The following is a 23,249-nucleotide window of genomic DNA, read 5'->3' on the forward strand; positions in this document are numbered from 1 at the left end:
TTGAAGACGACGAGGTAGATAGGTTGGAGGTGGAAGCACAGCAATGTGTGGAGCTGACCAATACTAATCGGTCGAGGGCTTGACCTACAGGTCTTTACGCGAGTAGAGGCCAACATCGGAAGCATAGCCTATGGCTGTGCACCACAAGATCTTTGGATGGATCTTAGTATATCTTTCGCTGCTAGTTTTCAGGGTACAAATCAAACCCCTACGAATGAAAAATTCGTAGGGGTTTTTGCTTTATTTGCATAAAATACAGGATAGCGTTAAAACTATAGAGAAGGATAATTAAAGAGTAGCCCTTATCAGGCACTTGCATAATTTACAGGAACTGATTATAATTAAGTTAAGGTCAAAGAAAGTCAAAGTCAATTTACTTCTCAAGTAACGGGGAGGATGAATTGATGCGTAATGTTTCCGAGATTATTGAGCAATACTTAAAGCACATTCTTCAGCAAAGTGCTGAGGGATCGGTTGAAATTCAGCGCAATGAACTTGCTGATCAATTTCAATGCGTGCCATCTCAGATTAATTATGTCATCAGTACGCGGTTTACCCTTGAAAAAGGATATGTGGTTGAAAGTAAGCGCGGCGGCGGTGGATATATTCGCATTCAGAAGATCGAATTAAACGCCTATGGTACACTGCTTGATACCATCATGACAACCGTTCGTGATAGTATAGATCAAGCTTCTTCTGAAGGATTAATCTACCGGTTGGAAGAAGGAAGAATCATTAGCCGTCGGGAAGCTGCTATTATTAAAGCAGCTATATCACGGGATGTGCTCCAGTTTAAGCTTCCCCTGCGCGATGAAGTGCGCGCCCGGATTTTGAAAGCCATGCTGATATCCTTACTGAGCAAATAAGGAGGGGTAGTATGACATGCCAGGAATGCGGTCAACGACCCGCAAGCCTTCATTTTACGAAAATCGTAAATGGAGAAAAGACGGAATTTCACTTCTGTGAATCATGCGCCAAAGAGAAAGGCGAACTGATCCCAGGTACACCGGGAGGATTTTCGATTCACAACCTGCTTTCTGGGCTGTTGGACTTTGATCCATCCTCAGGAGCCATGAGCAAGGCCCGCCCTATACGCTGCGAGCATTGTGGGCTTACTTATTCTCAGTTCAGCAAACTCGGGCGTTTTGGCTGCAGCAATTGCTATCAAAGTTTCAAGGAAAAACTGGACCCTCTTTTTAGAAGGGTTCACGGTAATACCCTCCATGTCGGCAAGGTGCCCAAAAGATCCGGTCAAGAGATTGAACAGAAACGTGAGATCGAGCGGCTCAAAAAGGAACTGCAGGGACTTATTGAGCAGGAAGAGTTCGAGAAGGCTGCCCAATTAAGAGACCGCATTCGAGATCTTGACAAGAAGCCAGCTGACAGCAGCGGTTAATCGCTCTGCCTCATGCCTTTGAATGATGGAATAAAGGAGGGGTTCCCTTTGAAACATTTTGTAGAAGAAGCACTGAGCGAATGGATGAAAGGGGACGGGCCGGATACGGACATTGTGATAAGCAGCCGTGTTCGTATTGCACGGAACTTAAAGGATTACCCTTATCCGATGTTGGCCACGATCCAGCAGTCTGCCGAAGTGCTAGAACAAGTATCAGCCGTACTTCAGAATGAAGATTTAAAAACGATTAGTGAATTCACACTTGTGCCGCTTCATGAGTTAAATGAACTGGAGAGAAGAATTCTGGTTGAAAAGCATTTGATCAGCCCGAACCTGGCAACAGAGTCTCGTAATGGTGCTGTTATTCTAAATGAGAACGAATCGATCTCCATTATGGTTAATGAAGAAGATCATCTTCGTATCCAATGTTTATGCCCGGGTTTTCAAATTAAGGAAGCGTGGGATTTGGCCAATCAGCTTGATGATATCTTCGAGTCCCACTTGGATTACGGATTTGATGAAACGAGAGGTTATCTTACCAGCTGTCCGACCAATGTGGGAACAGGGATCCGCGCATCGGTTATGATGCATTTACCGGCGCTAGTGCTTACCCAGCAGATCAACCGAATATTATCCGCTGTTTCTCAGGTTGGATTGACTGTTCGCGGATTATATGGCGAGGGCAGCGAAGCGCTGGGGAACCTGTTTCAAATCTCTAACCAGATCACCTTAGGTCAGTCGGAAGAAGAAATTATCGATAATCTTTATAGTGTAGCCAGACAGATCATCGAACATGAGCGTGCTGCACGCAAACAGCTTATGCAGGAATCCCGGATTAGAATTACAGACCGGGTTATGCGGTCCTATGGGATTTTAACGCATGCATCTATCATAGACTCCAAAGAAGCCGCTCAAAGGCTTTCGGATGTCCGTCTGGGAATTGACCTTCAAGTAATTGAGCATGTTCCCACACATACGATGAATGAACTTCTCGTCATGACACAACCTGGTTTCCTGCAACAAATCGCCGGAGCGCTCCTGTCACCTGATGATCGGGATATCCGGCGGGCACAAATTATACGCAGCCGATTCAATGCCGTGTCATAACGTTTAATGCTACTATACGGTTTTCGTTCGAAATTACAATGGAGGTGCTAAGTATGATGTTTGGAAGATTTACGGAACGCGCTCAGAAAGTTCTTTCTCTTGCGCAGGAAGAAGCAGTACGTTTGGGTCACAACAATATCGGCACAGAGCATATTTTGCTCGGCCTTATTCGTGAAGGGGAAGGGATTGCTGCCAAAGCACTGGTAGCTCTCGGACTCGGGCTTGAGAAAATTCAAGACGAGGTAGAATCCCTGATCGGCCGTGGACAAGAGCAGCCCTCCAATATCGCTTACACACCACGTGCCAAAAAGGTCATTGAACTTTCTATGGACGAAGCAAGAAAGCTTGGCCATACCTACGTCGGTACGGAGCATATCCTGCTTGGTCTGATCCGTGAAGGTGAGGGAGTCGCCGCAAGAGTGTTAAACAACCTCGGCATTTCTCTCAACAAGGCCCGCCAGCAAGTTTTACAGCTGCTAGGCAGCAGTGAAGTGGTATCAAGCAATCACGGGAGTGGCAACAACGTCAATACACCTACGCTAGACAGCCTGGCGAGGGATTTGACCACCTTTGCGAAGGAAAACAACCTGGACCCGGTAATTGGCCGTTCGAAAGAAATTGAACGTGTTATTCAAGTTCTGAGCCGCCGGACCAAAAATAATCCGGTATTGATCGGTGAACCCGGCGTAGGTAAAACGGCTATTGCCGAAGGCCTCGCCCAGAAAATTATCAACAATGAAATTCCGGAGACATTAAAAGATAAGCGTGTCATGACGCTTGATATGGGTTCCGTTGTTGCAGGCACCAAATACCGCGGTGAATTTGAGGATCGTCTCAAGAAGATCATGGATGAGATTCGTCAGGCAGGCAATATCATTCTCTTCATTGATGAGCTTCACACACTGATCGGTGCAGGTGGTGCGGAAGGCGCAATTGACGCTTCGAATATTCTGAAGCCGGCTCTAGCACGCGGCGAACTGCAATGTATAGGTGCCACTACTCTTGATGAATATCGCAAATATATCGAGAAAGACGCAGCACTGGAACGGCGTTTCCAGCCAATCACTGTCGATCAGCCGACTCCGGAGGAAGCTATTCAGATTCTCCATGGTCTTCGTGACCGGTATGAAGCACATCACCGGGTTAAGATTACGGATGCGGCTATTGAAGAAGCTGTTAAATTATCGGATCGGTATATCACGGACCGGTTCCTGCCAGATAAAGCAATCGATTTGATTGATGAGGCGGGTTCGAAAGTGAGGCTGCACTCCTACACGGTACCGCCTAGTCTGAAAGAGCTGGAACAGAAGCTTGAGAATATCCGTAAGGAAAAAGACGCTGCTGTGCAGAGCCAGGAATTCGAAAAGGCTGCATCCCTTCGCGATACGGAACAGAAGCTTCGTGAAGAGCTGGACAGCACAAAGAACGAGTGGAAAGAAAAACAAGGACGTATGGACACGGAGGTTACTCCGGATGACATCGCCCAAATTGTAGCTAGCTGGACAGGAATCCCGGTACGCAAGCTGGCAGAAGAAGAGACCGAGCGATTGCTGAAAATGGAGGATATCCTTCACAATCGTGTAATTGGTCAAGAAGAAGCCGTTAAGGCTGTCTCCCGGGCAATCCGCCGTGCTAGAGCGGGTCTTAAGGATCCGAAGCGTCCGATGGGCTCCTTCATTTTCCTGGGACCTACCGGTGTAGGTAAAACGGAGCTTGCCCGTGCACTGGCTGAATCCCTATTCGGTGATGAGAATGCGGTTATCCGTATAGATATGTCGGAGTACATGGAGAAACACTCCACTTCCCGTCTGGTCGGAGCGCCTCCAGGATATGTGGGCTACGAGGAAGGCGGACAGCTGACTGAGAAAGTACGCCGTAAACCTTACTCGGTTGTCCTGCTTGATGAAATCGAGAAAGCACACCCGGAAGTCTTTAATATTCTGCTTCAAGTTCTGGAAGACGGACGTTTGACAGATTCCAAGGGCCGTACGGTTGACTTCCGCAATACGCTGATCATTATGACATCTAATGTGGGCGCCGATATGATCAAGAAGAATTCCACGCTTGGTTTCACGGCAGTTCAGGATTCCGGTAAAGATTATAACAACATGAAGGATAAAGTCATGAACGAGCTCAAGAAAAGCTTCCGTCCTGAGTTCTTAAACCGGATCGATGAGATCATCGTATTCCATTCTCTGGATGAGAAGCATATTGCTGAAATCGTCAGTCTCATGGCTGAGGAATTGCGCAAGCGCCTCAAAGACCAGGAAGTGGATTTCATGCTCACCGAAAATGCTAAGAATTTCTTGGCCAAAGAGGGATTCGATCCAAGTTATGGAGCACGGCCTCTCCGTAGAGCCATCCAGAAACATATTGAGGACCGCCTGTCTGAAGAGCTGCTGAAAGGCAGCATTTCGAAGGGAGACTCCCTTACTATAGACGAAAAAGAAGGAGCGTTAGTTGTTCTGAAGAACGAGAACGCTATGTCTTAATCGTAATAAAATTGTAAGCATTTTGTGGTACTGTAAGAGTACTGCAAAATGCTTTTTCTTTTGAAAGTACTTTCATAGCATTCGCAAAAATGGTAAACTTTGAATGACGCTGGAACCTGTTCCTTGTTTTAGCGTAGAAAGAGAAAGGACCTTCGCGCCATGAGCAAAACGAAAACAAAATTCATCTGCCAGCAGTGCGGGTACGAGACCCCCAAATGGCTCGGCAAATGTCCCGGCTGCGGAGCATGGAACAGTTTCTCCGAAGAAGTTGAAACAGTTATCAAGACGCAGGGGATGAATTCAACCTTTCTGCGGACGAAAGAGAAACCAACTCCGATCATAAACATAGAGAGTACCTCTGAACAGCGCGTGCTAACCGATAATGGAGAGCTTAACCGCGTTCTGGGCGGAGGATTTGTCCCCGGTTCCCTAATTCTGGTTGGTGGAGATCCTGGTATCGGTAAATCTACTCTGTTACTGCAAACTTCACACTCGCTCACGAAAGAAGGGCGTAAAGTGCTGTATATCTCCGGTGAGGAATCGATCCGGCAGACAAAGCTGCGGGCAGACCGTCTGAATGCTGTTTCTCCGAACTTGTATGTGCTGTGCGAGACGAATATGGAAGTCGTGGAAGAGGCTATTCAGGATGTACAGCCTGATTTCTTGGTCATCGATTCCATTCAAACCGTATATCATCCGAGTGTTTCCTCAGCACCAGGAACAGTTTCACAAGTGCGTGAATGCACGAGCCACTTCATGCGCATAGCTAAACTCAAGAACATTGCAACCGTTCTGGTAGGCCATGTAACGAAAGAAGGAGCAATTGCCGGTCCCCGGCTGCTCGAACATATGGTGGACTGCGTTCTCTATTTTGAAGGAGAACGGCATCATACTTACCGGGTGCTTCGTGCGGTGAAGAACCGTTTTGGTTCTACGAATGAAATCGGTATTTTCGAAATGCTGGAGAGCGGCTTAGCCGAAGTGAGCAACCCCTCGGAGCTGTTCTTGTCCGAGAGGCCTCTGGGTGTAGCAGGTTCGACCGTTGTCGCAAGCATGGAAGGGACCCGGCCTGTTCTTGTTGAGATTCAGGCACTTGTGTCCACTACCAATTTCCCCTCCCCGCGGCGGATGGCAACAGGGATAGATCATAACCGGCTTTCCCTCATCATGGCGGTTCTGGAGAAACGCGTAGGCTTGTTTCTCCAAAGCCAGGACGCCTATCTGAATGTGGCAGGAGGTGTGAAGCTGGATGAACCAGCTGTTGATCTCGCTGTGGCAATCAGCATCGCATCCAGCTTCAAGGAAATGCCGACCCAGGCCTACGATGCCGTGTTCGGCGAAATCGGCTTAACCGGTGAGGTGCGCGGTGTATCGCGTATCGATCAGCGGGTCAAGGAGGCCCAGAAACTCGGATTCAGGCGTGTTATTATGCCGGAGAAAAGTCTTAAGGGCTGGACGCCACCGCAAGGTATCGAAGTGATTGGCGTCAGCACGGTATCGGAAGCTTTATCCGCGGCACTGGGCTGACGGAGCAGGAGCCAGGCGTGAGAAAGCTTAAACCGGCATCTCCCTCCTACCAAGGATACAAGCGATAATGCCATCAAGACTGTACAGAACGGATATGCTTCAGGAGGATTAACATGAGCAAAGAAGAAACCAAACGAGATGTGATGAGCCAACTGCTCCAGCTGGTCGCTCCCGGTACGCCATTCCGCGATGGCCTTGAGAACGTGCTTCGCGCTAAGACGGGTGCTTTAATCGTAGTCGGATGCAGTCCGGAAGTCATGGAAGTAGTAGACGGGGGCTTCAGCATTAATTGCGATTTTTCACCGAATTACTTATATGAACTGGCCAAAATGGACGGCGCCATCATCTTAAACGAAGACGGCAAGAAGATTCTTTATGCGAATACCCAACTGGTACCCAGTTCGTCGATCCCTTCGATCGAAACCGGAATTCGTCACCGTACAGCGGAACGTGTAGCCAAACAAACGAATAAGTTAGTGGTCTCGATTTCCCAGCGGCGCAATATCATTACACTATACCAAGGGAACTTGCGCTACTCACTGAAGGATATTGGCGTTATCCTGACGAAGGCTAACCAGGCTATTCAAACCCTGGATCGGTACAAGACAGAACTGGACCAGTCTTTAATTAATCTGGGTGCTTCTGAATTCGAGGAACTCGTTACCCTGCATGATGTCACCAATGCCATCCAGCGGGTAGAGATGGTGCTAAGAATTAAGAATGAACTAAACCGTTATATCACGGAACTCGGAACAGAGGGCCGGCTTATTTCTATGCAGCTGGAGGAACTTGTCGGCAATACAGAACTTGAGGAACGGCTGCTGCTCAAAGACTATGTCAGAGAGCTCAGTGAGGATAAGATCAAAGACATTCTTCTTGGACTCAAGCGACTGTCCTCTGAAGAGCTGCTTGATCCGCATCATATTATCAGACTGCTTGGCTACCCCCATACAAGTTCTATTGTGGAGGAATTGGTCTCTCCGCGTGGGTTCCGAGTCTTGAATAAAATCCCGAGACTGCCATCCATCATCATTCATAATCTGGTTGAAAAATTCGGTCGCTTGCCTCATATAACGGTGGCTTCCATAGAAGAATTGGATGAGGTTGACGGAATTGGAGAAGTCCGGGCCAGAGCTATTAAGCAGGGTCTACGAAGAATTCAGGAACAAGTACTAATTGACAGACATATTTAAATTGCATACAATCATAGGGTAATTAAAGAGAGAAGTCGCGTTGTTTGTATTAATGGGGTAAAGTATACTTAGAGGTGGACTAAACTAATATGATAACAAAATCGCTTCCTAGCCTGTTTACTGTTGGGAATCTGTTTTTAGGTGTTCTTGCCATTATTCTTGTCTTTAACGAGAATCCGGATATGGCGGCAGTACTCGTTATTGTGGCTATGCTTCTGGACGGGTTGGACGGGCGAGTTGCACGTGCATTGAATGCACAAAGTGAGTTTGGTAAAGAGCTGGACTCTCTGTCGGATGTTATTTCTTTCGGGGTAGCACCCGCGTTTATTATGTACGTAGTAGCTTTTGGCGATATCAGACCTGCTGCGGCTGCCTGGATCGTGACAGCCTTGTTCCCTATTTGTGGGGCCCTTCGTCTTGCACGCTTCAATGTAGTTGCCGGAACACCTGGGTATTTCATCGGACTTCCTATTCCAGCAGCTGGGGGCATTCTCGCAACACTGGCGTTGTTCCATAACGAAATTAACGTGTTCGTTCTTCTTGTCAGCACAATCTTGCTTTCCTATTTGATGGTCAGCAATGTAAAATACCCTAACTTCAAGAAAGCAGGCATTCCCAAAGCGGCGATCTGGGTTACGCCAATTATTGTTCTTGTAGCTGTAGTTATTGCAATCAAGGAACCATCCTTTATTTCTAAAATGATTTTTATCCCATTGGTCATTTATGCCCTATATGGCTTAAAAAAAAACGTTGATCGCCTCTTTACTCTCCGCCGCAGGAAGCGTAAAGGTAAAGGCGTGGAAGTCGAAGAACTGGCAAATTCTAAGACACATCTGTAAGGAGGAAGCCGTAAGGCTTCCTTTTTTATATCAATAACCTTTTATAAGACAGGATCTCATCCCTAATCTTTATCTCAATAAACATTGAGAATTCACATAGGTAAGTAGATTATGCTGTGAACTGGATTTAAAAAAGCATTTATTTTCTTCCGTTAAGAAACGGAGGAGAATAAATGCTTTTTTATTCGGACTCATATCTAAGACAAATTAAAAAAACCGAGTGTCGTACATTTCTTGGACTCATCTTCTAAGACCTTCTCAAGATTAACGTCAAGCAGGTTAGAAAGCGCGGATAAGTAGAAAAGGTGCTTCCCGATTTCGGCTGCAACGGCATCCATGCAATGTTCACATAGGTTACCCTCCAAATGAGTTTGCAGTTCATCCTTAGCTTGATCCAGAGTCATTTCGGGTGAATAAGATTGTTTCTTGGCATTTACTTCGATACAACCGCATTCTGTGATGGATTTGGTCACGGAACGGTTCACACCGGCGCTGGATTGTTGAACCTTGGAAAGGACATCAAGCAAACTACGGTGACGAAGAAGCAACTCGCCAACCTGGTCTTGGAAATCTTTAAGGGATAGGGCATTCATCTCATGCACCTCATTTTGAATTTCATCTCATCTTTATTATATAGAAGATCAGCAGATCAGGCAATCAAAGTCGAGGCAGGGCGTTTAGTGGGCCGATATTTGGAACATACTGGTAGAAGGGGAGTTTATCCTCATACATTGCATTGATGGAGGTGAATCCGTACGATGAGATGGATTCAATGGATTGTGGCCGTTTTGGGTGGTGTGCTCGGTTACGGGTGGAGTGATGCCATTATACGATTATTGGGAATTGCAGACACAGAGAAGATGAGCTATACAGTAGCAGGTGCAAGTGCTCTTGGTATGTTTCTCCTGACGCTATTGGGGATGGGACTGATTGTGAATCTTTTGAGGAGGGGAGAGAGTAAGTTATCTCAGCTTCCAGCGGAAGATTTACTGCCTGCCGCTTTTGGCATGGTCATCGGTTTGCTGGTGTCTGTACTTGTGTTTCCAGCCCTGGAAAGGGTTCATGTGATTTTGGCGGGTACCGTTACGGTCTTACTTGGAATGATGGGGTACCGGATCGGTTATCAGAAAAGAGACGAACTAGCCGATTTGTTTTCCAGCCAAAAAGGCGGGGGAGGCGGACGCGGAAAGCACCCGGAGGAACATAAGATTCTTGATACAAGTGTCATTATAGATGGACGTATTGCGGATATATGCAAAACCGGGTTTATTGAGGGAACTTTGGTTATTCCTGAATTCGTACTAGAAGAGCTGCAGCATATAGCGGATTCATCCGACCTGCTTAAGCGCAACCGCGGACGCCGAGGTCTGGATATTCTGAACAAGATTCAGAAAGAGCTGGATGTAAAGGTGCTGATTTATGAAGGTGATTTCGAAGAAATCTCGGAAGTTGACAGCAAGCTTGTACGTCTGGCGAAAGTGCTCCAGGGTAAGGTCATTACCAATGACTTTAACTTGAACAAAGTTTGTGAGCTTCAGGGGGTTTCGGTTCTTAACATCAATGACCTTGCTAATGCTGTGAAGCCCGTTGTTCTGCCGGGCGAAGAGATTCTGGTGCAGGTGATCAAAGACGGTAAGGAACACGGCCAAGGAGTGGCCTACCTTGATGACGGTACAATGATTGTGGTTGAGGGAGGACGTGACTTTATAGGTTCTCTGCTTGAAGTCATGGTGACGAGTGTTCTGCAGACATCTGCGGGACGGATGATCTTCGCCAAGCCGAAGCTATTGGAAAAAGCGCAATAAACGGTTATCATAGGGAGAGTATTTGCACCGGGTTCGGTTAGAATGCTGGATATATGCAGCAACTGCTGAATTAGGCCCGGTGGTAACCGGAGGGAATGCAGTGAACAAAGTCGGCGCTATTGTCGTCGCCGCCGGTAAAGGCTCGCGGATGCGGACGGCGGAGAGTAAGCAGTACTTGGAGCTGGCGGGAAAACCGATATTGGTGCATACGCTGGAGCTGTTCGAAAGGATTCGGGAGGTGGACTCGATCGTCCTAGTTGTAGGGGAAGGGGACGTCAGCCGCTGCGAATCTTATAAAGTTCAATATGGATTGGACAAGGTCACCCGCATTGTAGCGGGAGGTGGTGAACGGCAGGATTCCGTGAGCTTGGGACTAAAGGCTTTGCCCGATGACACGCAGTGGGTCCTTGTGCATGATGGTGTGCGTCCGCTGGTGTCCGAGCAGCAAGTGCTAGCCTGTCTGGATAAGGCTGCCGTCACGGAAGCGGCTGTTCTGGCCGTACCTGTTAAAGACACGATCAAAGTTGTAAACGACAAGGGGCATATCGTGTCAACACCGGACCGTAAAAGCTTGTGGGCGATACAAACGCCGCAGGCTTTTCGGCTTTCGCTGCTTCTGCAGGCGCACCAAATGGCCGGGCAGGATGGATTTGTCGGCACAGACGATGCCATGCTGGTCGAAAGAACAGGCGTGACCGTTCATGTAGTTGAAGGGGATTACTATAATATCAAAATCACAACACCAGAAGATCTGCCCTGGGCGGAATGGATCATGGGCAGCAGGAGAGGAGACGGCAGCAAATGATTCGTGTCGGGAATGGATTTGACGTTCATCAATTAACAGAAGGCCGGAAGTGTATTATTGGAGGAGTTACGATTCCTTATGAGAAGGGTCTGCTCGGCCACTCAGATGCGGATGTGCTGCTGCATGCGATTACGGATGCGATCCTTGGTGCGCTCGGTTTGGGCGACATCGGGAAGCATTTTCCGGATACGGCCGCGGAATTTAAAGACGCGGATAGCCTGGTTCTTCTTAAAAAAGTATGGGGACTAGCCAAGGAGCGGGGTTACAAGCTCGGGAACGTGGATTCAACAATCATCGCACAGAAGCCTAAAATGGCACCTTATATTCCTCAAATGGCCGAAATTATCGCGGAGGCACTCGAGGCGGAGCTGGAGCAGGTTAATGTTAAAGCAACCACGACAGAACAGCTTGGTTTTACCGGCAGAGGCGAAGGGATCGCAGCTCAATCTGTTGTTTGTTTGGTGAAAGGTATGCTATCATAGACTATTATTTATACGATCCCAAAAGGGAAGACGGAAGAGAGGTTTGACCTACATGAGTACCCCAATCCGCGTTCGTTATGCACCAAGTCCGACTGGGCATCTGCATATCGGTGGAGCACGTACCGCACTATTCGATTATTTACTGGCTCGAAAGAATGGCGGGCAATTCGTTGTCCGTTTTGAAGATACGGATCAGACACGTCATGTGGAGTCCGGCGTACAAAACCAGCTTGATGGTCTGAGCTGGCTTGGTTTGAATTGGGATGAGTCTGTTGATGTGGGTGGACCTTATGCGCCTTATCGGCAGATGGAGCGTCTTGACCTGTACCGTCCGTTCATTGATCAGCTGCTTCAAGACAAGAATGCTTACCCTTGCTATTGCTCTGAACAAGAAATCGAGCAGGAGCGTGAAGAGCAGGAAGCACGCGGCGAGACGCCTCAGTATTCCGGCAAATGCCGCCATCTGACCGATGAACAAAAAGCTCAGCTTGAAGCGGACGGCCGTAAGCCATCTATTCGTTTTCATGTCCCTAAAGATAAGATTATTTCTTTCACGGATAAAGTAAGAGAAGAGGTCGAGTTTGAGACCAACGGTATCGGCGACTTTATTATCGTCCGTCCGGATGGTATCCCGACCTATAATTTCGCGGTTGTTCTTGACGATCATTTGATGAGAATATCGCTGGTAATCCGCGGCGAGGAGCATCTGACCAATACGCCGCGTCAGATTATGCTTTACGAGGCTTTGCAGCTTCCGCTCCCGGAATTTGCGCATTTATCGCTTATTCTTAATCCGGACCGCAAAAAAATGAGTAAGCGTGATGAGTCGATAATTCAGTTCGTACAGCAGTACAACGAGCTCGGCTACTTGCCGGAAGCGGTTGTTAACTTTATTGCCCTGCTTGGATGGTCTCCGGTAGGGGAAGAAGAAATGTTCACGCTCGAAGAGCTCGTGGAACAATTCGATCTTGATCGTGTATCGAAGAGTCCGGCCGTGTTTGATATGGACAAGCTTAACTGGATGAACAATCATTATTTGAAAAAAGCCCCGCTGGAGCAAGTGGCCGGCCTAGCTATCCCGCATCTGCAGAAGGCCGGCCTTGTAGCGGCCGAGCCGACCGAGGAGCAGCTTCGCTGGGCAACCGAGCTCGTGGGCTTGTACCAGGAGCAGCTCCGCTACGCGGCGGAGATCGTCGATTTGTCCGAGCTGTTCTTCCGCGAACAGCTGGTCTTCGACGAAGAAGCGTCCGCTCTCCTGGCGGAAGAGCATGTACCGGCTGTTCTCCAAAGCTTCCTGAAGCAGGTGGAGAACGCGGCAGATCTGGAGCCCGGCAATGTGCAGAAGCTGCTCAAGAATGTGCAGGCCGAGACCGGCTATAAGGGCAAGCAGCTCTTCATGTCTATACGTGTTGCTTTAACAGGCCAGATGCATGGAAGAGACTTGAACATGACGATCCACCTGCTGGGTCGTGACAAAGTGCTGGCGCGTTTAAGCAGCTTATTGTAAACCGGGCTGTTTTGGGCTATACTGTAACCAACTTTATATGTACATGAACAGCATTGAACAGGAGAGTACACATAAGAAGGACCTTCAGAGAGGATAACCAGGCGGGCTTATTGGCCGCCAGGCTGCAAGTTATCCGATCCTTTTATGAGGAAATGCACCTGCGAGCTGCTGCACCGAAGTGACGTTTATCGTCCGTAGGTGCCGCCGGGTCGTTCCCGTTAATAACGAATAAGTTGGGAGACTTCAGAGTCACCAAGCAGAGTGGAACCGCGATAACACGCCTCTGCAGCCTTTCGGGCTGCGGAGGCTTTTTCTCTTTGAGGAAGAAGCGTATAGTTTTTCTCTTTTTTTGCAGAGAGTAGAGGTAGGAGCTAAGCTTTTTAGAACGAATAAGAAGGTGATGAACCTTGTGGAAATTTTTACGTTCCGATATCAAGGCGGTATTTGAGAACGACCCCGCTGCCCGCAGTTGGTTTGAAGTCGTCTTTACTTACTCCGGGCTTCATGCCATATGGGCACACCGGATTGCGCACTGGTTTTACATCAGAAGATGGTTTGTCATCGCCCGAATCGTTTCTCAGTTCAGCCGTTTTATGACAGGCATTGAGATTCACCCCGGAGCCACGATCGGACATAGACTGTTTATTGATCACGGGATGGGGGTAGTGATTGGCGAAACCTGTGAAATCGGCGATGACGTTATTCTTTATCAAGGAGTAACGCTTGGCGGTACGGGGAAAGAGAAGGGCAAGCGTCATCCGACGATCGGCAACAAAGTCGTAATTTCCTCCGGGGCTAAGGTGCTCGGTTCTTTTAAAGTGGGGGATCAATCTCTAATCGGGGCTAATTCCGTTGTTCTCAAAGAAGTTCCTGCAAACAGTACGGTTGTCGGAATACCGGGTAAAATAGTGAAACGGGACGGCATCCGGGTAAACCGGCTGGATCATGGTAACGTGTCAGACCCTGTAGGTGATATTTGCCGCTCTTTACAGCTGCAGATCGATGAGCTGAAGAATGAATTAGAAAAAGAAAAGATAAAGAATGGAGGACTCAGGGAGCATGACACTCAGAATGTTTAATACCATGACAAGGGAGAAGGAAGTATTCGAGCCCCTTGAATCAGGTAAAGTAAAAATGTATGTCTGCGGTCCAACCGTATACAATTACATTCACATCGGGAACGGTCGTCCCGCTATTTTCTTTGACGTCGTCCGGCGCTATTTGACGTATATCGGCTATGAAGTCAATTATGTGGTTAACTTCACCGATGTGGACGATAAAATGATCCGCAAGGCGGAAGAAACAGGCGAAACGGTACAGGAACTGGCGGATCGCTTTATCGCGGCTTACAAGGAAGATATGGAGACTTTGCGTATTGAACCGGCTTCCATTAATCCGCGTGTTACCGACAACATGGAAGTGATTATTACGTTTATCAATTCACTCGTTCAGCAAGGGTTTGCTTATGAAAAAGGCGGAGACGTTTATTTCCGTACTTCCCGCTTTAAAGACTACGGCAAGCTCTCGCATCAGAATCTGGATGAGCTTCAGTATGGTATCCGTATTGAAGTCGATGAACGCAAAGAAAATCCGCAGGACTTCGTTCTCTGGAAAGCGGCTAAGCCTGGAGAGATCTTCTGGAGCAGTCCGTGGGGGAACGGCCGTCCTGGTTGGCACATAGAATGTTCGGCTCTCGTACACAAGTACCTGGGTGCCACGATTGATATTCATGGTGGGGGTGTCGACTTGACTTTCCCGCATCACGAGTGTGAAATTGCCCAAACGGAAGTTCTCACAGGCAAGCCGATGGCTAAATATTGGCTCCATAATGAATTTCTTAACATTGATAATGAAAAAATGTCTAAATCACTTGGTAACGGGGTTCTGATTCGGGAAGTGGTTAAGCAGGTTCGTCCGGAAGCACTCCGGTTCTTCATGCTTTCTTCCCATTACCGCAATCCGCTTAACTTTAGCGAAGATGGCCTGACGCAGGCTACGAACGGGCTTGATCGCATTCAGAATAGTGTGACTAACTTGAAGCATCGTTTAACGGTTGCGCAGGAAGATGTGCTAGACGATCAAGTGGAGAAGCGAGTTAAGGATATTGAGACTCAGTTCATTGCCAAAATGGATGATGATTTCAATACGCCTGACGCAATCACGGCTGTATTTGATCTTGTGTCTGAAGCTAACCGGGTTCTGCAGCAGGACCGTGTATCGGCACCTACACTAAGGTTCCTGATGGGTCGCTTCCGTGCTTTTGATTCCGTGCTGGGTATTCTGGCGGAGGAGAGAGAGGAGCTGCTCGATGGGGAAATCGATAAGCTGATAGAGGAAAGAAATGAAGCGAGGCGGACTAAGGACTGGTCGCGAGCAGATGAAATCCGGGACTTACTGACTGAGAAGGGCATATATCTTGAGGATACACCGCAGGGTATTCGCTGGCGCAGGAAATGAACCAACCCTCATTGCCAATGAATACCCAGCTGTTCAGCTACCCGCCAGCCCAGAAGCCGGAACTGCTCAACCCGCTTGTGCTGGCTTACATCGGAGATGCCGTCTATGAGATGTTTGTCAGACAGTACGTTATCTCCCTGCCCAATCAGCGGCCTAACCATCTGCACCGCACGACAACGCGCTATGTGTCGGCTAAGGGACAGTCACGTGCACTTCAGCATATGATGCCGCTGCTTACAGAAGAAGAGGCTAATATTGTGAAGCGTGGACGTAATGCTAAATCCGGAACTATCCCCAAGAATGCGGATGTACTGGAATATCGGCACAGCACAGCTTTTGAATGTCTAATCGGCTATTTGTATTACAAGCAGTCCTCGGAAAGACTGAGGTATCTGATGGAGGTTTCGCTTACGCCTGAGAAGGCAGCTGAAGCGGCTGCGGCTTCTTTGACGACTGAGCCCGCAGCAGATCAGGCGGCGGAAGACGCATCCAGACAGCAGGGTTGAATGATGAACCCGGCAGCGCCCGGTTTTCACCGCGGCAGCTCTATCCGATGCGGACAATAAGAAGAACAACCTTTAGGAGGACTCAACATGGAAGAAGAATACATCGGCGGTAAACATTCAGTGCTCGAAGCACTCCGTTCCGGCCGCACCATTCATAAAATCTGGCTGGCTGAATCAGCGCAGAAACAGCTTGCACAGCCTATAGTGGCTGAGGCTAAGAAGCAAGGCATTGTCGTGCAGACGGCCGACAAGCGCAAACTAGACCAACTGGCGCCGGAAGTCCAGCACCAGGGAGTCGTCGCACAAGTGGCTGCATATGACTATGCCACGATCGACGACATTCTCGCGCGTGCAGAGCGCAAAGGCGAGGAGCCGTTCATTCTGATCCTCGATGAAATCGAGGATCCTCACAATCTCGGCTCCATTCTCCGCACCGCGGATTGCACGGGCGTTCACGGCGTCATCATTCCCAAACGCCGTTCCGTCGGTCTGACCGCGACCGTGTCCAAGACGTCCGCGGGAGCGATTGAATATGTGCCCGTAGCCCGCGTAACCAACATCACCCAAACGATCGGTGAGCTCAAGGAACGCGGCGTATGGGTAGCGGGCACGGATGTAACGGCAGCGGACGATGTATACCGCAGCAACTTTAAGCTGCCGCTCGCCCTCGTGATCGGCAATGAAGCCCGCGGCGTAGGGCGTCTGATTAAGGAATCGTGCGATTTCCTTGTGAAGCTGCCTATGCATGGCCGCATTAATTCGCTGAATGCCTCTGTAGCAGCGGGTGTTCTGATGTACGAGGTCGTCAGACAGCGCACGACAGGCTAACCGCTCATGAAGGAATTCTTGATTGTAGACGGCTACAATATTATCGGCGCCTGGGCGGAACTTCAAGCACTGCGTGACCGCAGTCTGGAAGAGGCGAGGGACAGGCTGATCGCGATACTTGCGGAATATCAATCGTTTTCGGGTATTAAGGTTTATCTGGTGTTTGATGCCTATCAGGTGCCGGGGCTTGGCAAAACCTACGTGCAGAGCAAGCTCAGCGTTCTTTACACAAAGGAGAAGGAGACGGCCGACGAATTGATCGAACGGCTGGTCTTCCAATTGGCTGGCCGCCGCCGTCAAATCTACGTAGCTACTTCCGATATGACCGAGCAGCATGTGATTTTCGGCAAAGGGGCGCTGCGGCTTCCAGCTTCTGAACTGCTCGTTAAGATCAAGCAGAACCGCGGTGAGATCCATAATCGAATTCGGGAAGAGGCCGAAACTGGCCGGAACTCTTTCGATAGCAAGTTGAATGAGGAGATGCGGGAAATCTTCGAGCGGTGGAGAAGAGGGAAGTAACATCAGGAACTTTTGAAAAACTCTGGAAATTAATCTCTCATTTGCATTGACGATGTAAGATTACATAATGTATACTTGACCTATCCTTTTAAGCAATCATGGGAGTTTTGCAGGCCGGAGGGATTTTTGGTGAGTGTCGACCTCAGAGAGCTCAGAATGACGGATTACGAACTCAAGACCGACGAGGATATCGTCGACGCTGTCCATAGTGGTAATAGCGATGCACTGGAGTTTCTGATCAATAAGTACCGCAATTTTGTACGTGCCAAAGCCCGTTCATACTTTCTTATAGGTGCTGACCGCGAAGATATCGTGCAAGAGGGAATGATCGGGTTATACAAATCAATCCGGGATTTCCGCGGAGACAAGCTCTCCTCGTTTAAGGCTTTTGCAGAACTATGCATCACGCGGCAGATTATTACGGCTATTAAGACGGCAACCCGTCAGAAGCATATTCCGCTTAACTCTTACGTTTCATTGGACAAGCCGATTTACGACGAGGATTCAGATCGTACGCTTCTCGATGTGATTTGCGGCTCCAAGGTAACCGATCCTGAGGAATTGATTATTAATCAGGAAGAATTCAGCGGGCTCGAAGACAAAATGGGTGAGATTCTTAGTGATCTCGAACGTCGTGTACTGATGCTTTATCTTGATGGAAGATCCTATCAGGAAATAGCTGTTGATCTGGACCGACATGTGAAGTCGATAGACAATGCTCTGCAGCGAGTCAAACGCAAGCTTGAGCGTTATTTGGAAGTGCGGGATTTATAGACAAGGCACCCTTCAGTGATTGGGTGTTTTTTTATTTGTTATAAAAACAGGTCCGATGAGACCGTCGCTAATGTTTCCTTCTTGCTGCACACACAATATTATGCGGTGATATCTTTCCCGCTGAGGCTTGATGTGGCAATTCATTTTTTATCAGGGCACTTACTAGGTTTAAACAGTTGAGACAAGGCCGATAATGAGAACAACCCAGGATCCGGCAAGGGGCTTTTTGCTGTGCACGGCGCAGGATCTTATCCTTGACACCCTATACCGGTTATGTTAAAGTATTGCAGGTAGCCCTATCGCTTTTTTTTTATGCGCAAAAAAGGGCGTATTTGATCCTGATCTCGGGAGGTGTACAACATGCGCGTTATCATTACGCTGGCATGCACAAGTTGCAAGCAACGGAACTATACGTCCAACAAGAACAAGCGTAACCATCCAGACCGTATGGAGTTCAAGAAATTCTGCAAATTCTGCAATGAACATACCGCTCATCGCGAAACCAGATAGTCTGTGGAGGTGTAGTGCGTGGCTTTCTTAGCTAAAATGAAGCAGGGCTTCGGCTCCTCGTTCTCGTTTTTCACCGAAAGCTGGAGCGAACTGAAGAAGGTCAAATGGCCAACTCGCAAGGAAATGATCAGCTATACGACCGTTACCCTTGTGACGGTGGCTTTCGTGACTGTCTATTTTTACTTGCTCGACCTGGGGATCTCTGAGTTGCTTCGTCTTGTCTTCAAATAAATTCAGGAACTAGGTGGCAAATATGGAAAAAAGATGGTACGTCGTTCATACCTATTCAGGTTACGAGAACAAAGTCAAAGCCAATTTAGAGAAGCGTGTTGAATCCATGGATATGACGGACAAGATCTTTCGTGTACTTGTACCCATGGAAGAAGAGCTGGTAAACAAAGACGGCAAGAAGAAAACCGTCATGCGTAAAGTTTACCCCGGATACGTGCTCGTTGAGATGATCCAGACGGATGATTCCTGGTACGTTGTTCGCAACACGCCTGGTGTTACTGGCTTTGTTGGCTCTACGGGTTCCGGCTCTAAACCGACAGCACTGCTTCCGGAAGAAGTCGAATCTATTCTGAAGCACATGGGAATGGAAGAACCGAAACCTAAGATCGATTTCGATCTGAAAGAGACGGTTCGCGTGAAGGTAGGTCCGTTTGCGAACTTCGTCGGTACTGTCGAAGAAATTATTGCAGACAAAAGTAAGCTTAAGGTTCATGTCAACATGTTTGGTCGAGAGACTCCGCTGGAACTCGATTTCCATCAAGTGGAGAAACTGTAGACAGCATCGATTCAAATCCCTCTATTTGAGGAAGTTTCTCTTGCGGAATCAGATTGCTGATTCTGGCTGGTTCCTTAAGAAAAGCTTAGCCAGATCTGTCTCTTTCGCGGATAGGCTTTTGCTGGTGGGAGGGAAATGATCCCGTCGAACCACACTACGTGCAAGGAGGTGTCACACACATGGCAAAAAAGGTTATTAAAATGGTGAAACTGCAGGTTCCTGCAGGGAAAGCGAATCCGGCTCCGCCGATCGGTCCTGCACTGGGTCAAGCTGGCGTGAACATTATGGCTTTCTGTAAGGAGTTCAATGCTAAGACTGCTGATCAAGCAGGTCTGATCATTCCGGTTGTTATCACTGTATTCGAAGACCGTTCGTTCACATTCGAAACTAAAACGCCTCCGGCAGCAGTACTTCTTCGTATCGCAGCTGGTGTCGAAAAAGGTTCCGGCGAACCGAACAAGAAGAAAGTTGCAACGGTTAAACGTGCGAAAGTTCGTGAAATCGCTGAAACTAAAATGCCTGACCTGAACGCTGCAACCGTAGAGGCTGCAATGCTGATGGTTGAAGGTACTGCTCGCAGCATGGGCATCACGATCGAAGATTAATTCGATTCGTTGGCTTCCTTCGGAAGCCGCAATACAGTGGGAGGGCAATCCGTTACGACCACAGAGGAGGATTACACATGGCTAAACACGGTAAGAAATATAACGAAGTAGCTAAGCAGATCACTGCTGAAGCACTTTATGAGCCGGCTGAAGCAATTGAGCTTGTTAAGAAATCAGCTCCGGCAAAATTCGACGAAACAGTTGATATCGCTGTTCGTCTGGGTGTAGACCCTAGAAAACAAGACCAGGCTGTTCGCGGCGTAGTAGTACTTCCGCACGGAACTGGTAAAACCAAGCGCGTTCTCGTATTCGCGAAGGGTGACAAAGCTAAAGAAGCAGAAGCGGCAGGCGCTGATTTTGTGGGCGATCTGGACATGATCAACAAAATCCAGCAAGGCTGGTTCGATTTCGATGTTTGCGTAGCTACTCCTGACATGATGAGTGAAGTTGGTAAGCTCGGACGTCTGCTCGGTGGTAAAGGCCTTATGCCTAACCCTAAAGCAGGTACCGTAACTTTCGACGTTACTAAAGCTGTTCAAGAGATCAAAGCTGGTAAAATCGAATACCGTTTGGATAAAGCGGGACAAATTCATGCTCCACTCGGCAAAGTATCTTTCGACGCTGACAAGCTCTCTGAGAACTTTAAAGCGCTGATCGACGCACTGCTCAGAGCGAAACCAGCAGCTGCTAAAGGTGTATACCTGAAGAGCGTTGCGATTTCCTCGACAATGGGCCCGAGCGTTCGCGTGAATCTCCAATCCTTCAGATAAGTTAATTGCGATTGACATATCATGTCGAACGTGATAATATAACTGAGGTTGTTAGTTAACAGTCGAATATATAGACCGTAGACAGCAGGTGCATGAGGGTTAGCCTGAATGCTTAATATCCCGCCGAGGTGTTATGATATAAATCGGTTCATCCGTAAATGTCATGCCTTCGTAGAGTCTACGAAGGCATTTCTTATGCTTAGGCAGTAGAAATGCTTGCGATAGATTCGGTGAAAACAAGATTGACAAGAAGTGAGGTGTAACCTATGGCAAACGCGAAGATTTTAGCAGAAAAAGAGCAGATCGTATCCGACTTGTCGGAAAAACTGCGTGAGAGCTCCTGTACAATCGTAGCAGACTATCGTGGTCTGAACGTTGCTCAAGTAACGGAACTTCGTAAGAAACTCCGTGAAGCTGGCATCGAATTCGCAGTTCTTAAGAACTCGATGGTAAGACGTGCAACTGCTAATACAGAGTTGACTGAACTTGATGCACATCTGACTGGTCCTACTGCAATTGCATTCAGTAAAGATGATGTTGTTTCTCCAGCCAAGATCCTTAACGATTTTGCGAAGAAAAACGACAGCCTTAGCATCAAAGCTGGTGTTGTAGAAGGTAAAGTTGTTGATGTTGCACAAATCAAAGCGCTGGCAGACCTGCCTTCCCGCGAAGGTCTTCTGTCCATGCTCCTCAGCGTGCTTCAAGCACCTGTTCGCAACTTCGCTCTTGCAGTTAAAGCTGTGGCTGATAAGCAAGAGACCGGAGCAGAAGCTTAATTTTTACCCACAAATAATTCGAATGAATATAATGGAGGTTTAACCATGAGTAACGAGCAAATCTTGGAAGCCATTAAAGGCATGACAGTTCTTGAACTGAATGATCTGGTTAAAGCAATTGAAGAAGAATTTGGCGTAACTGCTGCAGCTCCAGTTGCAGTAATGGGCGGCGCTGCTGGCGGTGCTGAAGCTGCTGAGCAATCCGAGTTCGACGTAATTTTGAACAACGCTGGTGCTTCCAAAATCAACGTTATCAAAGTTGTTCGCGAAATCACTGGTCTTGGTCTGAAAGAAGCAAAAGACCTGGTTGACAACGCACCAAAACCAATCAAAGAAAAAGTAAGCAAAGAAGAAGCAGAAGCAGTTCAAGCGAAACTTGCTGAAGCTGGCGCTTCCGTAGAAGTGAAATAATATTGGTTTAACGGGGAACCTCTTGAAGCCTGGCTTCAAGAGGTTCTTTTGGATTTAATAAAAGAAATGTGTTTGGCTTAAGCTAATTTCAAGAATCATCACAGTTAGGATATAATTTGTGCAACATGGCAGAAAAGGAGAGAATGCAGTTGACGGATCACTATTATACGCAAAAGCCGACAGTAAAGCATAAGGCTCAGCAAGTTGAGTTGCGGTTGGCTGGACGTAAACTTGATTTGAAGACGGATGCCGGTGTCTTCTCCAAAGGCGGCGTCGATTTCGGAAGTCGTCTTCTAATCGAGACTATGACAATGGATTCAAAAGCAAAGGTATTAGATGTCGGCTGTGGATATGGACCTATCGGATTAAGTGCTGCGCTGCAATGTCCGGAAGGATTTGTAACGATGGTCGATATTAATGAGCGGGCTGTTGAACTTGCCAAAGAAAATGCTAAGAATAATGGCATTACTAATGTGACCGTCCTGCAGAGTGATAAACTAGAAGCGGTTAAGGAACAAAAATTTACTGTTGTGCTTACTAACCCTCCGATACGTGCAGGTAAACAAACGGTTCATGAGATATTCGAACAGGCCTGGGATTGCCTTCTTCCCGGCGGTGAGTTGTGGGTCGTGATTCAAAAAAAGCAGGGTTCGCCATCTGCATTGGCTAAAATGGAGGAACTTTTCACAGAAGCAGAGGAAGTTACAAAGGATAAAGGCTATCGCATTTTGAAAGCAATCAAATAATATACGCCTTACGCAAAAAAACTTTGACTTGACAACACTAATATGATATCATTAAAAAATGTCAGTATTAAGATGGGCTTGATGTGTTTCCTTAACGAAAATGTCAAGCGTTTTTTTGAATAGAAATGAATAAAATTTCTAACGTTGAGTATAATGTTGAAATTTTAGGAAATTCTAACAGGATAAGTAGTATTATATGCCATAACTGTGCGGATCAACAAGAAAAACCTCCATCCATTGCAGTCGCTTCTTCGGACGGGCTCTCTGATCAGATCGGAGAATTCCACCGTTAGCGTGCGCTCGGCGTAGACGCCCTTCCTTAAGGGGGTGCCCAAACAACGAGGTGCCCATGAAGTGTACGTCGATAGAAGTTTTTCTTATTTATTTTTATGAACTGAGTAGACTTA

The 23,249-nt window shown here is 47.7% G+C and carries 26 protein-coding genes, 1 rRNA gene and 1 other annotated feature; of the genes, 26 read left to right on the plus strand and 1 reads right to left on the minus strand.

Annotated features, from left to right (window positions below):
- From AR333_RS22655 to pssA, 8 genes are all read left to right on the plus strand, one after another.
- Positions 1 to 87, plus strand: a 23S ribosomal RNA gene (locus tag AR333_RS22655); the annotation flags it as partial.
- Between the two features lie 317 nt (positions 88 to 404).
- On the plus strand, positions 405 to 866 hold the full coding sequence (locus AR333_RS22660) for a CtsR family transcriptional regulator (protein WP_068777645.1): 462 nt from the start codon (positions 405 to 407) through the stop codon (positions 864 to 866).
- 11 nt (positions 867 to 877) lie between these two features.
- Positions 878 to 1,396 (plus strand): UvrB/UvrC motif-containing protein, encoded by a 519-nt coding sequence (locus AR333_RS22665; RefSeq protein ID WP_068777646.1) that lies wholly within the window; start codon positions 878 to 880, stop codon positions 1,394 to 1,396.
- A gap of 84 nt (positions 1,397 to 1,480) precedes the next feature.
- Entirely contained in the window at positions 1,481 to 2,503 is a 1,023-nt protein-coding gene (locus tag AR333_RS22670; protein ID WP_253735953.1) for a protein arginine kinase, read from the plus strand.
- A gap of 53 nt (positions 2,504 to 2,556) precedes the next feature.
- Positions 2,557 to 4,995, plus strand: coding sequence for an ATP-dependent protease ATP-binding subunit ClpC (gene clpC / locus AR333_RS22675; protein ID WP_068777648.1), 2,439 nt, complete (start codon positions 2,557 to 2,559; stop codon positions 4,993 to 4,995).
- Between the two features lie 159 nt (positions 4,996 to 5,154).
- Positions 5,155 to 6,522, plus strand: coding sequence for a DNA repair protein RadA (gene radA / locus AR333_RS22680; RefSeq protein WP_068777649.1), 1,368 nt, complete (start codon positions 5,155 to 5,157; stop codon positions 6,520 to 6,522).
- Between the two features lie 113 nt (positions 6,523 to 6,635).
- Positions 6,636 to 7,715: a DNA integrity scanning diadenylate cyclase DisA gene (gene disA, locus AR333_RS22685; RefSeq protein ID WP_068777650.1), complete on the plus strand. Its 1,080-nt coding sequence runs from the start codon at positions 6,636 to 6,638 to the stop codon at positions 7,713 to 7,715.
- 89 nt (positions 7,716 to 7,804) lie between these two features.
- Complete coding sequence (gene pssA / locus AR333_RS22690) at positions 7,805 to 8,554, plus strand: CDP-diacylglycerol--serine O-phosphatidyltransferase (protein WP_068777651.1); 750 nt, start codon at positions 7,805 to 7,807, stop codon at positions 8,552 to 8,554.
- A gap of 197 nt (positions 8,555 to 8,751) precedes the next feature.
- Here the strand turns inward: pssA and AR333_RS22695 are convergent, their stop codons facing one another.
- Entirely contained in the window at positions 8,752 to 9,147 is a 396-nt protein-coding gene (locus AR333_RS22695) for a hypothetical protein (RefSeq protein ID WP_068777652.1), read from the minus strand.
- A gap of 165 nt (positions 9,148 to 9,312) precedes the next feature.
- On the opposite strand from AR333_RS22695, the gene AR333_RS22700 reads away from it, so the two are divergent.
- The 18 genes from AR333_RS22700 to AR333_RS22785 all read left to right on the plus strand — a co-directional run bounded on the left by AR333_RS22700 (position 9,313) and on the right by AR333_RS22785 (position 22,842).
- Entirely contained in the window at positions 9,313 to 10,359 is a 1,047-nt protein-coding gene (locus AR333_RS22700) for a PIN/TRAM domain-containing protein (protein ID WP_068777653.1), read from the plus strand.
- Positions 10,360 to 10,459: 100 nt separating this feature from the next.
- Complete coding sequence (gene ispD, locus AR333_RS22705; protein WP_068777654.1) at positions 10,460 to 11,164, plus strand: 2-C-methyl-D-erythritol 4-phosphate cytidylyltransferase; 705 nt, start codon at positions 10,460 to 10,462, stop codon at positions 11,162 to 11,164.
- Positions 11,161 to 11,646, plus strand: coding sequence for a 2-C-methyl-D-erythritol 2,4-cyclodiphosphate synthase (ispF, locus tag AR333_RS22710; RefSeq protein WP_068777655.1), 486 nt, complete (start codon positions 11,161 to 11,163; stop codon positions 11,644 to 11,646). The genes ispD and ispF overlap by 4 nt, the downstream gene beginning before the upstream one ends.
- A gap of 52 nt (positions 11,647 to 11,698) precedes the next feature.
- Entirely contained in the window at positions 11,699 to 13,153 is a 1,455-nt protein-coding gene (gltX, locus tag AR333_RS22715; RefSeq protein ID WP_068777656.1) for a glutamate--tRNA ligase, read from the plus strand.
- 407 nt (positions 13,154 to 13,560) lie between these two features.
- On the plus strand, positions 13,561 to 14,232 hold the full coding sequence (gene cysE / locus AR333_RS22720; protein ID WP_068777657.1) for a serine O-acetyltransferase: 672 nt from the start codon (positions 13,561 to 13,563) through the stop codon (positions 14,230 to 14,232).
- A complete protein-coding gene (gene cysS, locus AR333_RS22725; protein ID WP_068777658.1) occupies positions 14,213 to 15,610 on the plus strand; it encodes a cysteine--tRNA ligase in 1,398 nt (465 codons plus the stop codon). The genes cysE and cysS overlap by 20 nt, the downstream gene beginning before the upstream one ends.
- Positions 15,607 to 16,116: a Mini-ribonuclease 3 gene (locus tag AR333_RS22730; protein WP_084783986.1), complete on the plus strand. Its 510-nt coding sequence runs from the start codon at positions 15,607 to 15,609 to the stop codon at positions 16,114 to 16,116. The genes cysS and AR333_RS22730 overlap by 4 nt, the downstream gene beginning before the upstream one ends.
- A gap of 87 nt (positions 16,117 to 16,203) precedes the next feature.
- Positions 16,204 to 16,944, plus strand: a complete 741-nt coding sequence (gene rlmB / locus AR333_RS22735; protein WP_068777659.1) for a 23S rRNA (guanosine(2251)-2'-O)-methyltransferase RlmB — start codon at positions 16,204 to 16,206, stop codon at positions 16,942 to 16,944.
- 6 nt (positions 16,945 to 16,950) lie between these two features.
- Entirely contained in the window at positions 16,951 to 17,463 is a 513-nt protein-coding gene (locus AR333_RS22740) for an NYN domain-containing protein (protein ID WP_068777660.1), read from the plus strand.
- Positions 17,464 to 17,592: 129 nt separating this feature from the next.
- Complete coding sequence (gene sigH, locus AR333_RS22745; RefSeq protein ID WP_068777661.1) at positions 17,593 to 18,237, plus strand: RNA polymerase sporulation sigma factor SigH; 645 nt, start codon at positions 17,593 to 17,595, stop codon at positions 18,235 to 18,237.
- A 360-nt stretch (positions 18,238 to 18,597) separates the two neighbouring features.
- Positions 18,598 to 18,747, plus strand: a complete 150-nt coding sequence (gene rpmG, locus AR333_RS22750; protein ID WP_068777662.1) for a 50S ribosomal protein L33 — start codon at positions 18,598 to 18,600, stop codon at positions 18,745 to 18,747.
- Between the two features lie 18 nt (positions 18,748 to 18,765).
- Complete coding sequence (gene secE, locus AR333_RS22755) at positions 18,766 to 18,978, plus strand: preprotein translocase subunit SecE (protein WP_068777663.1); 213 nt, start codon at positions 18,766 to 18,768, stop codon at positions 18,976 to 18,978.
- Positions 18,979 to 19,000: 22 nt separating this feature from the next.
- A complete protein-coding gene (nusG, locus tag AR333_RS22760) occupies positions 19,001 to 19,534 on the plus strand; it encodes a transcription termination/antitermination protein NusG (protein WP_068777664.1) in 534 nt (177 codons plus the stop codon).
- A 179-nt stretch (positions 19,535 to 19,713) separates the two neighbouring features.
- On the plus strand, positions 19,714 to 20,139 hold the full coding sequence (gene rplK, locus AR333_RS22765; protein WP_009674499.1) for a 50S ribosomal protein L11: 426 nt from the start codon (positions 19,714 to 19,716) through the stop codon (positions 20,137 to 20,139).
- A gap of 77 nt (positions 20,140 to 20,216) precedes the next feature.
- A complete protein-coding gene (rplA, locus tag AR333_RS22770; protein WP_068777665.1) occupies positions 20,217 to 20,909 on the plus strand; it encodes a 50S ribosomal protein L1 in 693 nt (230 codons plus the stop codon).
- Positions 20,910 to 20,966: 57 nt separating this feature from the next.
- Positions 20,967 to 21,112, plus strand: a sequence feature (ribosomal protein L10 leader region).
- Between the two features lie 63 nt (positions 21,113 to 21,175).
- On the plus strand, positions 21,176 to 21,685 hold the full coding sequence (rplJ, locus tag AR333_RS22775) for a 50S ribosomal protein L10 (protein ID WP_068777666.1): 510 nt from the start codon (positions 21,176 to 21,178) through the stop codon (positions 21,683 to 21,685).
- A gap of 45 nt (positions 21,686 to 21,730) precedes the next feature.
- On the plus strand, positions 21,731 to 22,096 hold the full coding sequence (gene rplL / locus AR333_RS22780; RefSeq protein ID WP_068777667.1) for a 50S ribosomal protein L7/L12: 366 nt from the start codon (positions 21,731 to 21,733) through the stop codon (positions 22,094 to 22,096).
- A 149-nt stretch (positions 22,097 to 22,245) separates the two neighbouring features.
- The gene (locus tag AR333_RS22785; protein WP_068777668.1) at positions 22,246 to 22,842 is read left to right on the plus strand and encodes a class I SAM-dependent methyltransferase; all 597 of its coding nucleotides are present in this window, start codon (positions 22,246 to 22,248) and stop codon (positions 22,840 to 22,842) included.
- The last annotated feature ends 407 nt before the right edge of the window (positions 22,843 to 23,249 follow it).

The sequence above is a fragment of the Paenibacillus sp. FJAT-26967 genome, assembly GCF_001541095.1.
In the GTDB taxonomy this organism is placed as follows: Bacteria; Bacillota; Bacilli; order Paenibacillales; family NBRC-103111; genus Paenibacillus_F.

What these genes read in the sequence shown, in the direction of transcription:
- AR333_RS22660 (WP_068777645.1), top strand. Translation starts at nt 405, where the DNA reads ATGCGTAATGTTTCCGAGATTATTGAGCAATACTTAAAGCACATTCTT.
- AR333_RS22665 (WP_068777646.1), top strand. Translation starts at nt 878, where the DNA reads ATGACATGCCAGGAATGCGGTCAACGACCCGCAAGCCTTCATTTTACG.
- AR333_RS22670 (WP_253735953.1), top strand. Translation starts at nt 1,481, where the DNA reads ATGAAAGGGGACGGGCCGGATACGGACATTGTGATAAGCAGCCGTGTT.
- clpC (WP_068777648.1), top strand. Translation starts at nt 2,557, where the DNA reads ATGATGTTTGGAAGATTTACGGAACGCGCTCAGAAAGTTCTTTCTCTT.
- radA (WP_068777649.1), top strand. Translation starts at nt 5,155, where the DNA reads ATGAGCAAAACGAAAACAAAATTCATCTGCCAGCAGTGCGGGTACGAG.
- disA (WP_068777650.1), top strand. Translation starts at nt 6,636, where the DNA reads ATGAGCAAAGAAGAAACCAAACGAGATGTGATGAGCCAACTGCTCCAG.
- pssA (WP_068777651.1), top strand. Translation starts at nt 7,805, where the DNA reads ATGATAACAAAATCGCTTCCTAGCCTGTTTACTGTTGGGAATCTGTTT.
- AR333_RS22695 (WP_068777652.1), bottom strand. Translation starts at nt 9,147, where the DNA reads ATGAATGCCCTATCCCTTAAAGATTTCCAAGACCAGGTTGGCGAGTTG.
- AR333_RS22700 (WP_068777653.1), top strand. Translation starts at nt 9,313, where the DNA reads ATGAGATGGATTCAATGGATTGTGGCCGTTTTGGGTGGTGTGCTCGGT.
- ispF (WP_068777655.1), top strand. Translation starts at nt 11,161, where the DNA reads ATGATTCGTGTCGGGAATGGATTTGACGTTCATCAATTAACAGAAGGC.
- gltX (WP_068777656.1), top strand. Translation starts at nt 11,699, where the DNA reads ATGAGTACCCCAATCCGCGTTCGTTATGCACCAAGTCCGACTGGGCAT.
- cysS (WP_068777658.1), top strand. Translation starts at nt 14,213, where the DNA reads ATGACACTCAGAATGTTTAATACCATGACAAGGGAGAAGGAAGTATTC.
- AR333_RS22730 (WP_084783986.1), top strand. Translation starts at nt 15,607, where the DNA reads ATGAACCAACCCTCATTGCCAATGAATACCCAGCTGTTCAGCTACCCG.
- rlmB (WP_068777659.1), top strand. Translation starts at nt 16,204, where the DNA reads ATGGAAGAAGAATACATCGGCGGTAAACATTCAGTGCTCGAAGCACTC.
- AR333_RS22740 (WP_068777660.1), top strand. Translation starts at nt 16,951, where the DNA reads ATGAAGGAATTCTTGATTGTAGACGGCTACAATATTATCGGCGCCTGG.
- rpmG (WP_068777662.1), top strand. Translation starts at nt 18,598, where the DNA reads ATGCGCGTTATCATTACGCTGGCATGCACAAGTTGCAAGCAACGGAAC.
- nusG (WP_068777664.1), top strand. Translation starts at nt 19,001, where the DNA reads ATGGAAAAAAGATGGTACGTCGTTCATACCTATTCAGGTTACGAGAAC.
- rplK (WP_009674499.1), top strand. Translation starts at nt 19,714, where the DNA reads ATGGCAAAAAAGGTTATTAAAATGGTGAAACTGCAGGTTCCTGCAGGG.
- rplA (WP_068777665.1), top strand. Translation starts at nt 20,217, where the DNA reads ATGGCTAAACACGGTAAGAAATATAACGAAGTAGCTAAGCAGATCACT.
- rplJ (WP_068777666.1), top strand. Translation starts at nt 21,176, where the DNA reads ATGGCAAACGCGAAGATTTTAGCAGAAAAAGAGCAGATCGTATCCGAC.
- rplL (WP_068777667.1), top strand. Translation starts at nt 21,731, where the DNA reads ATGAGTAACGAGCAAATCTTGGAAGCCATTAAAGGCATGACAGTTCTT.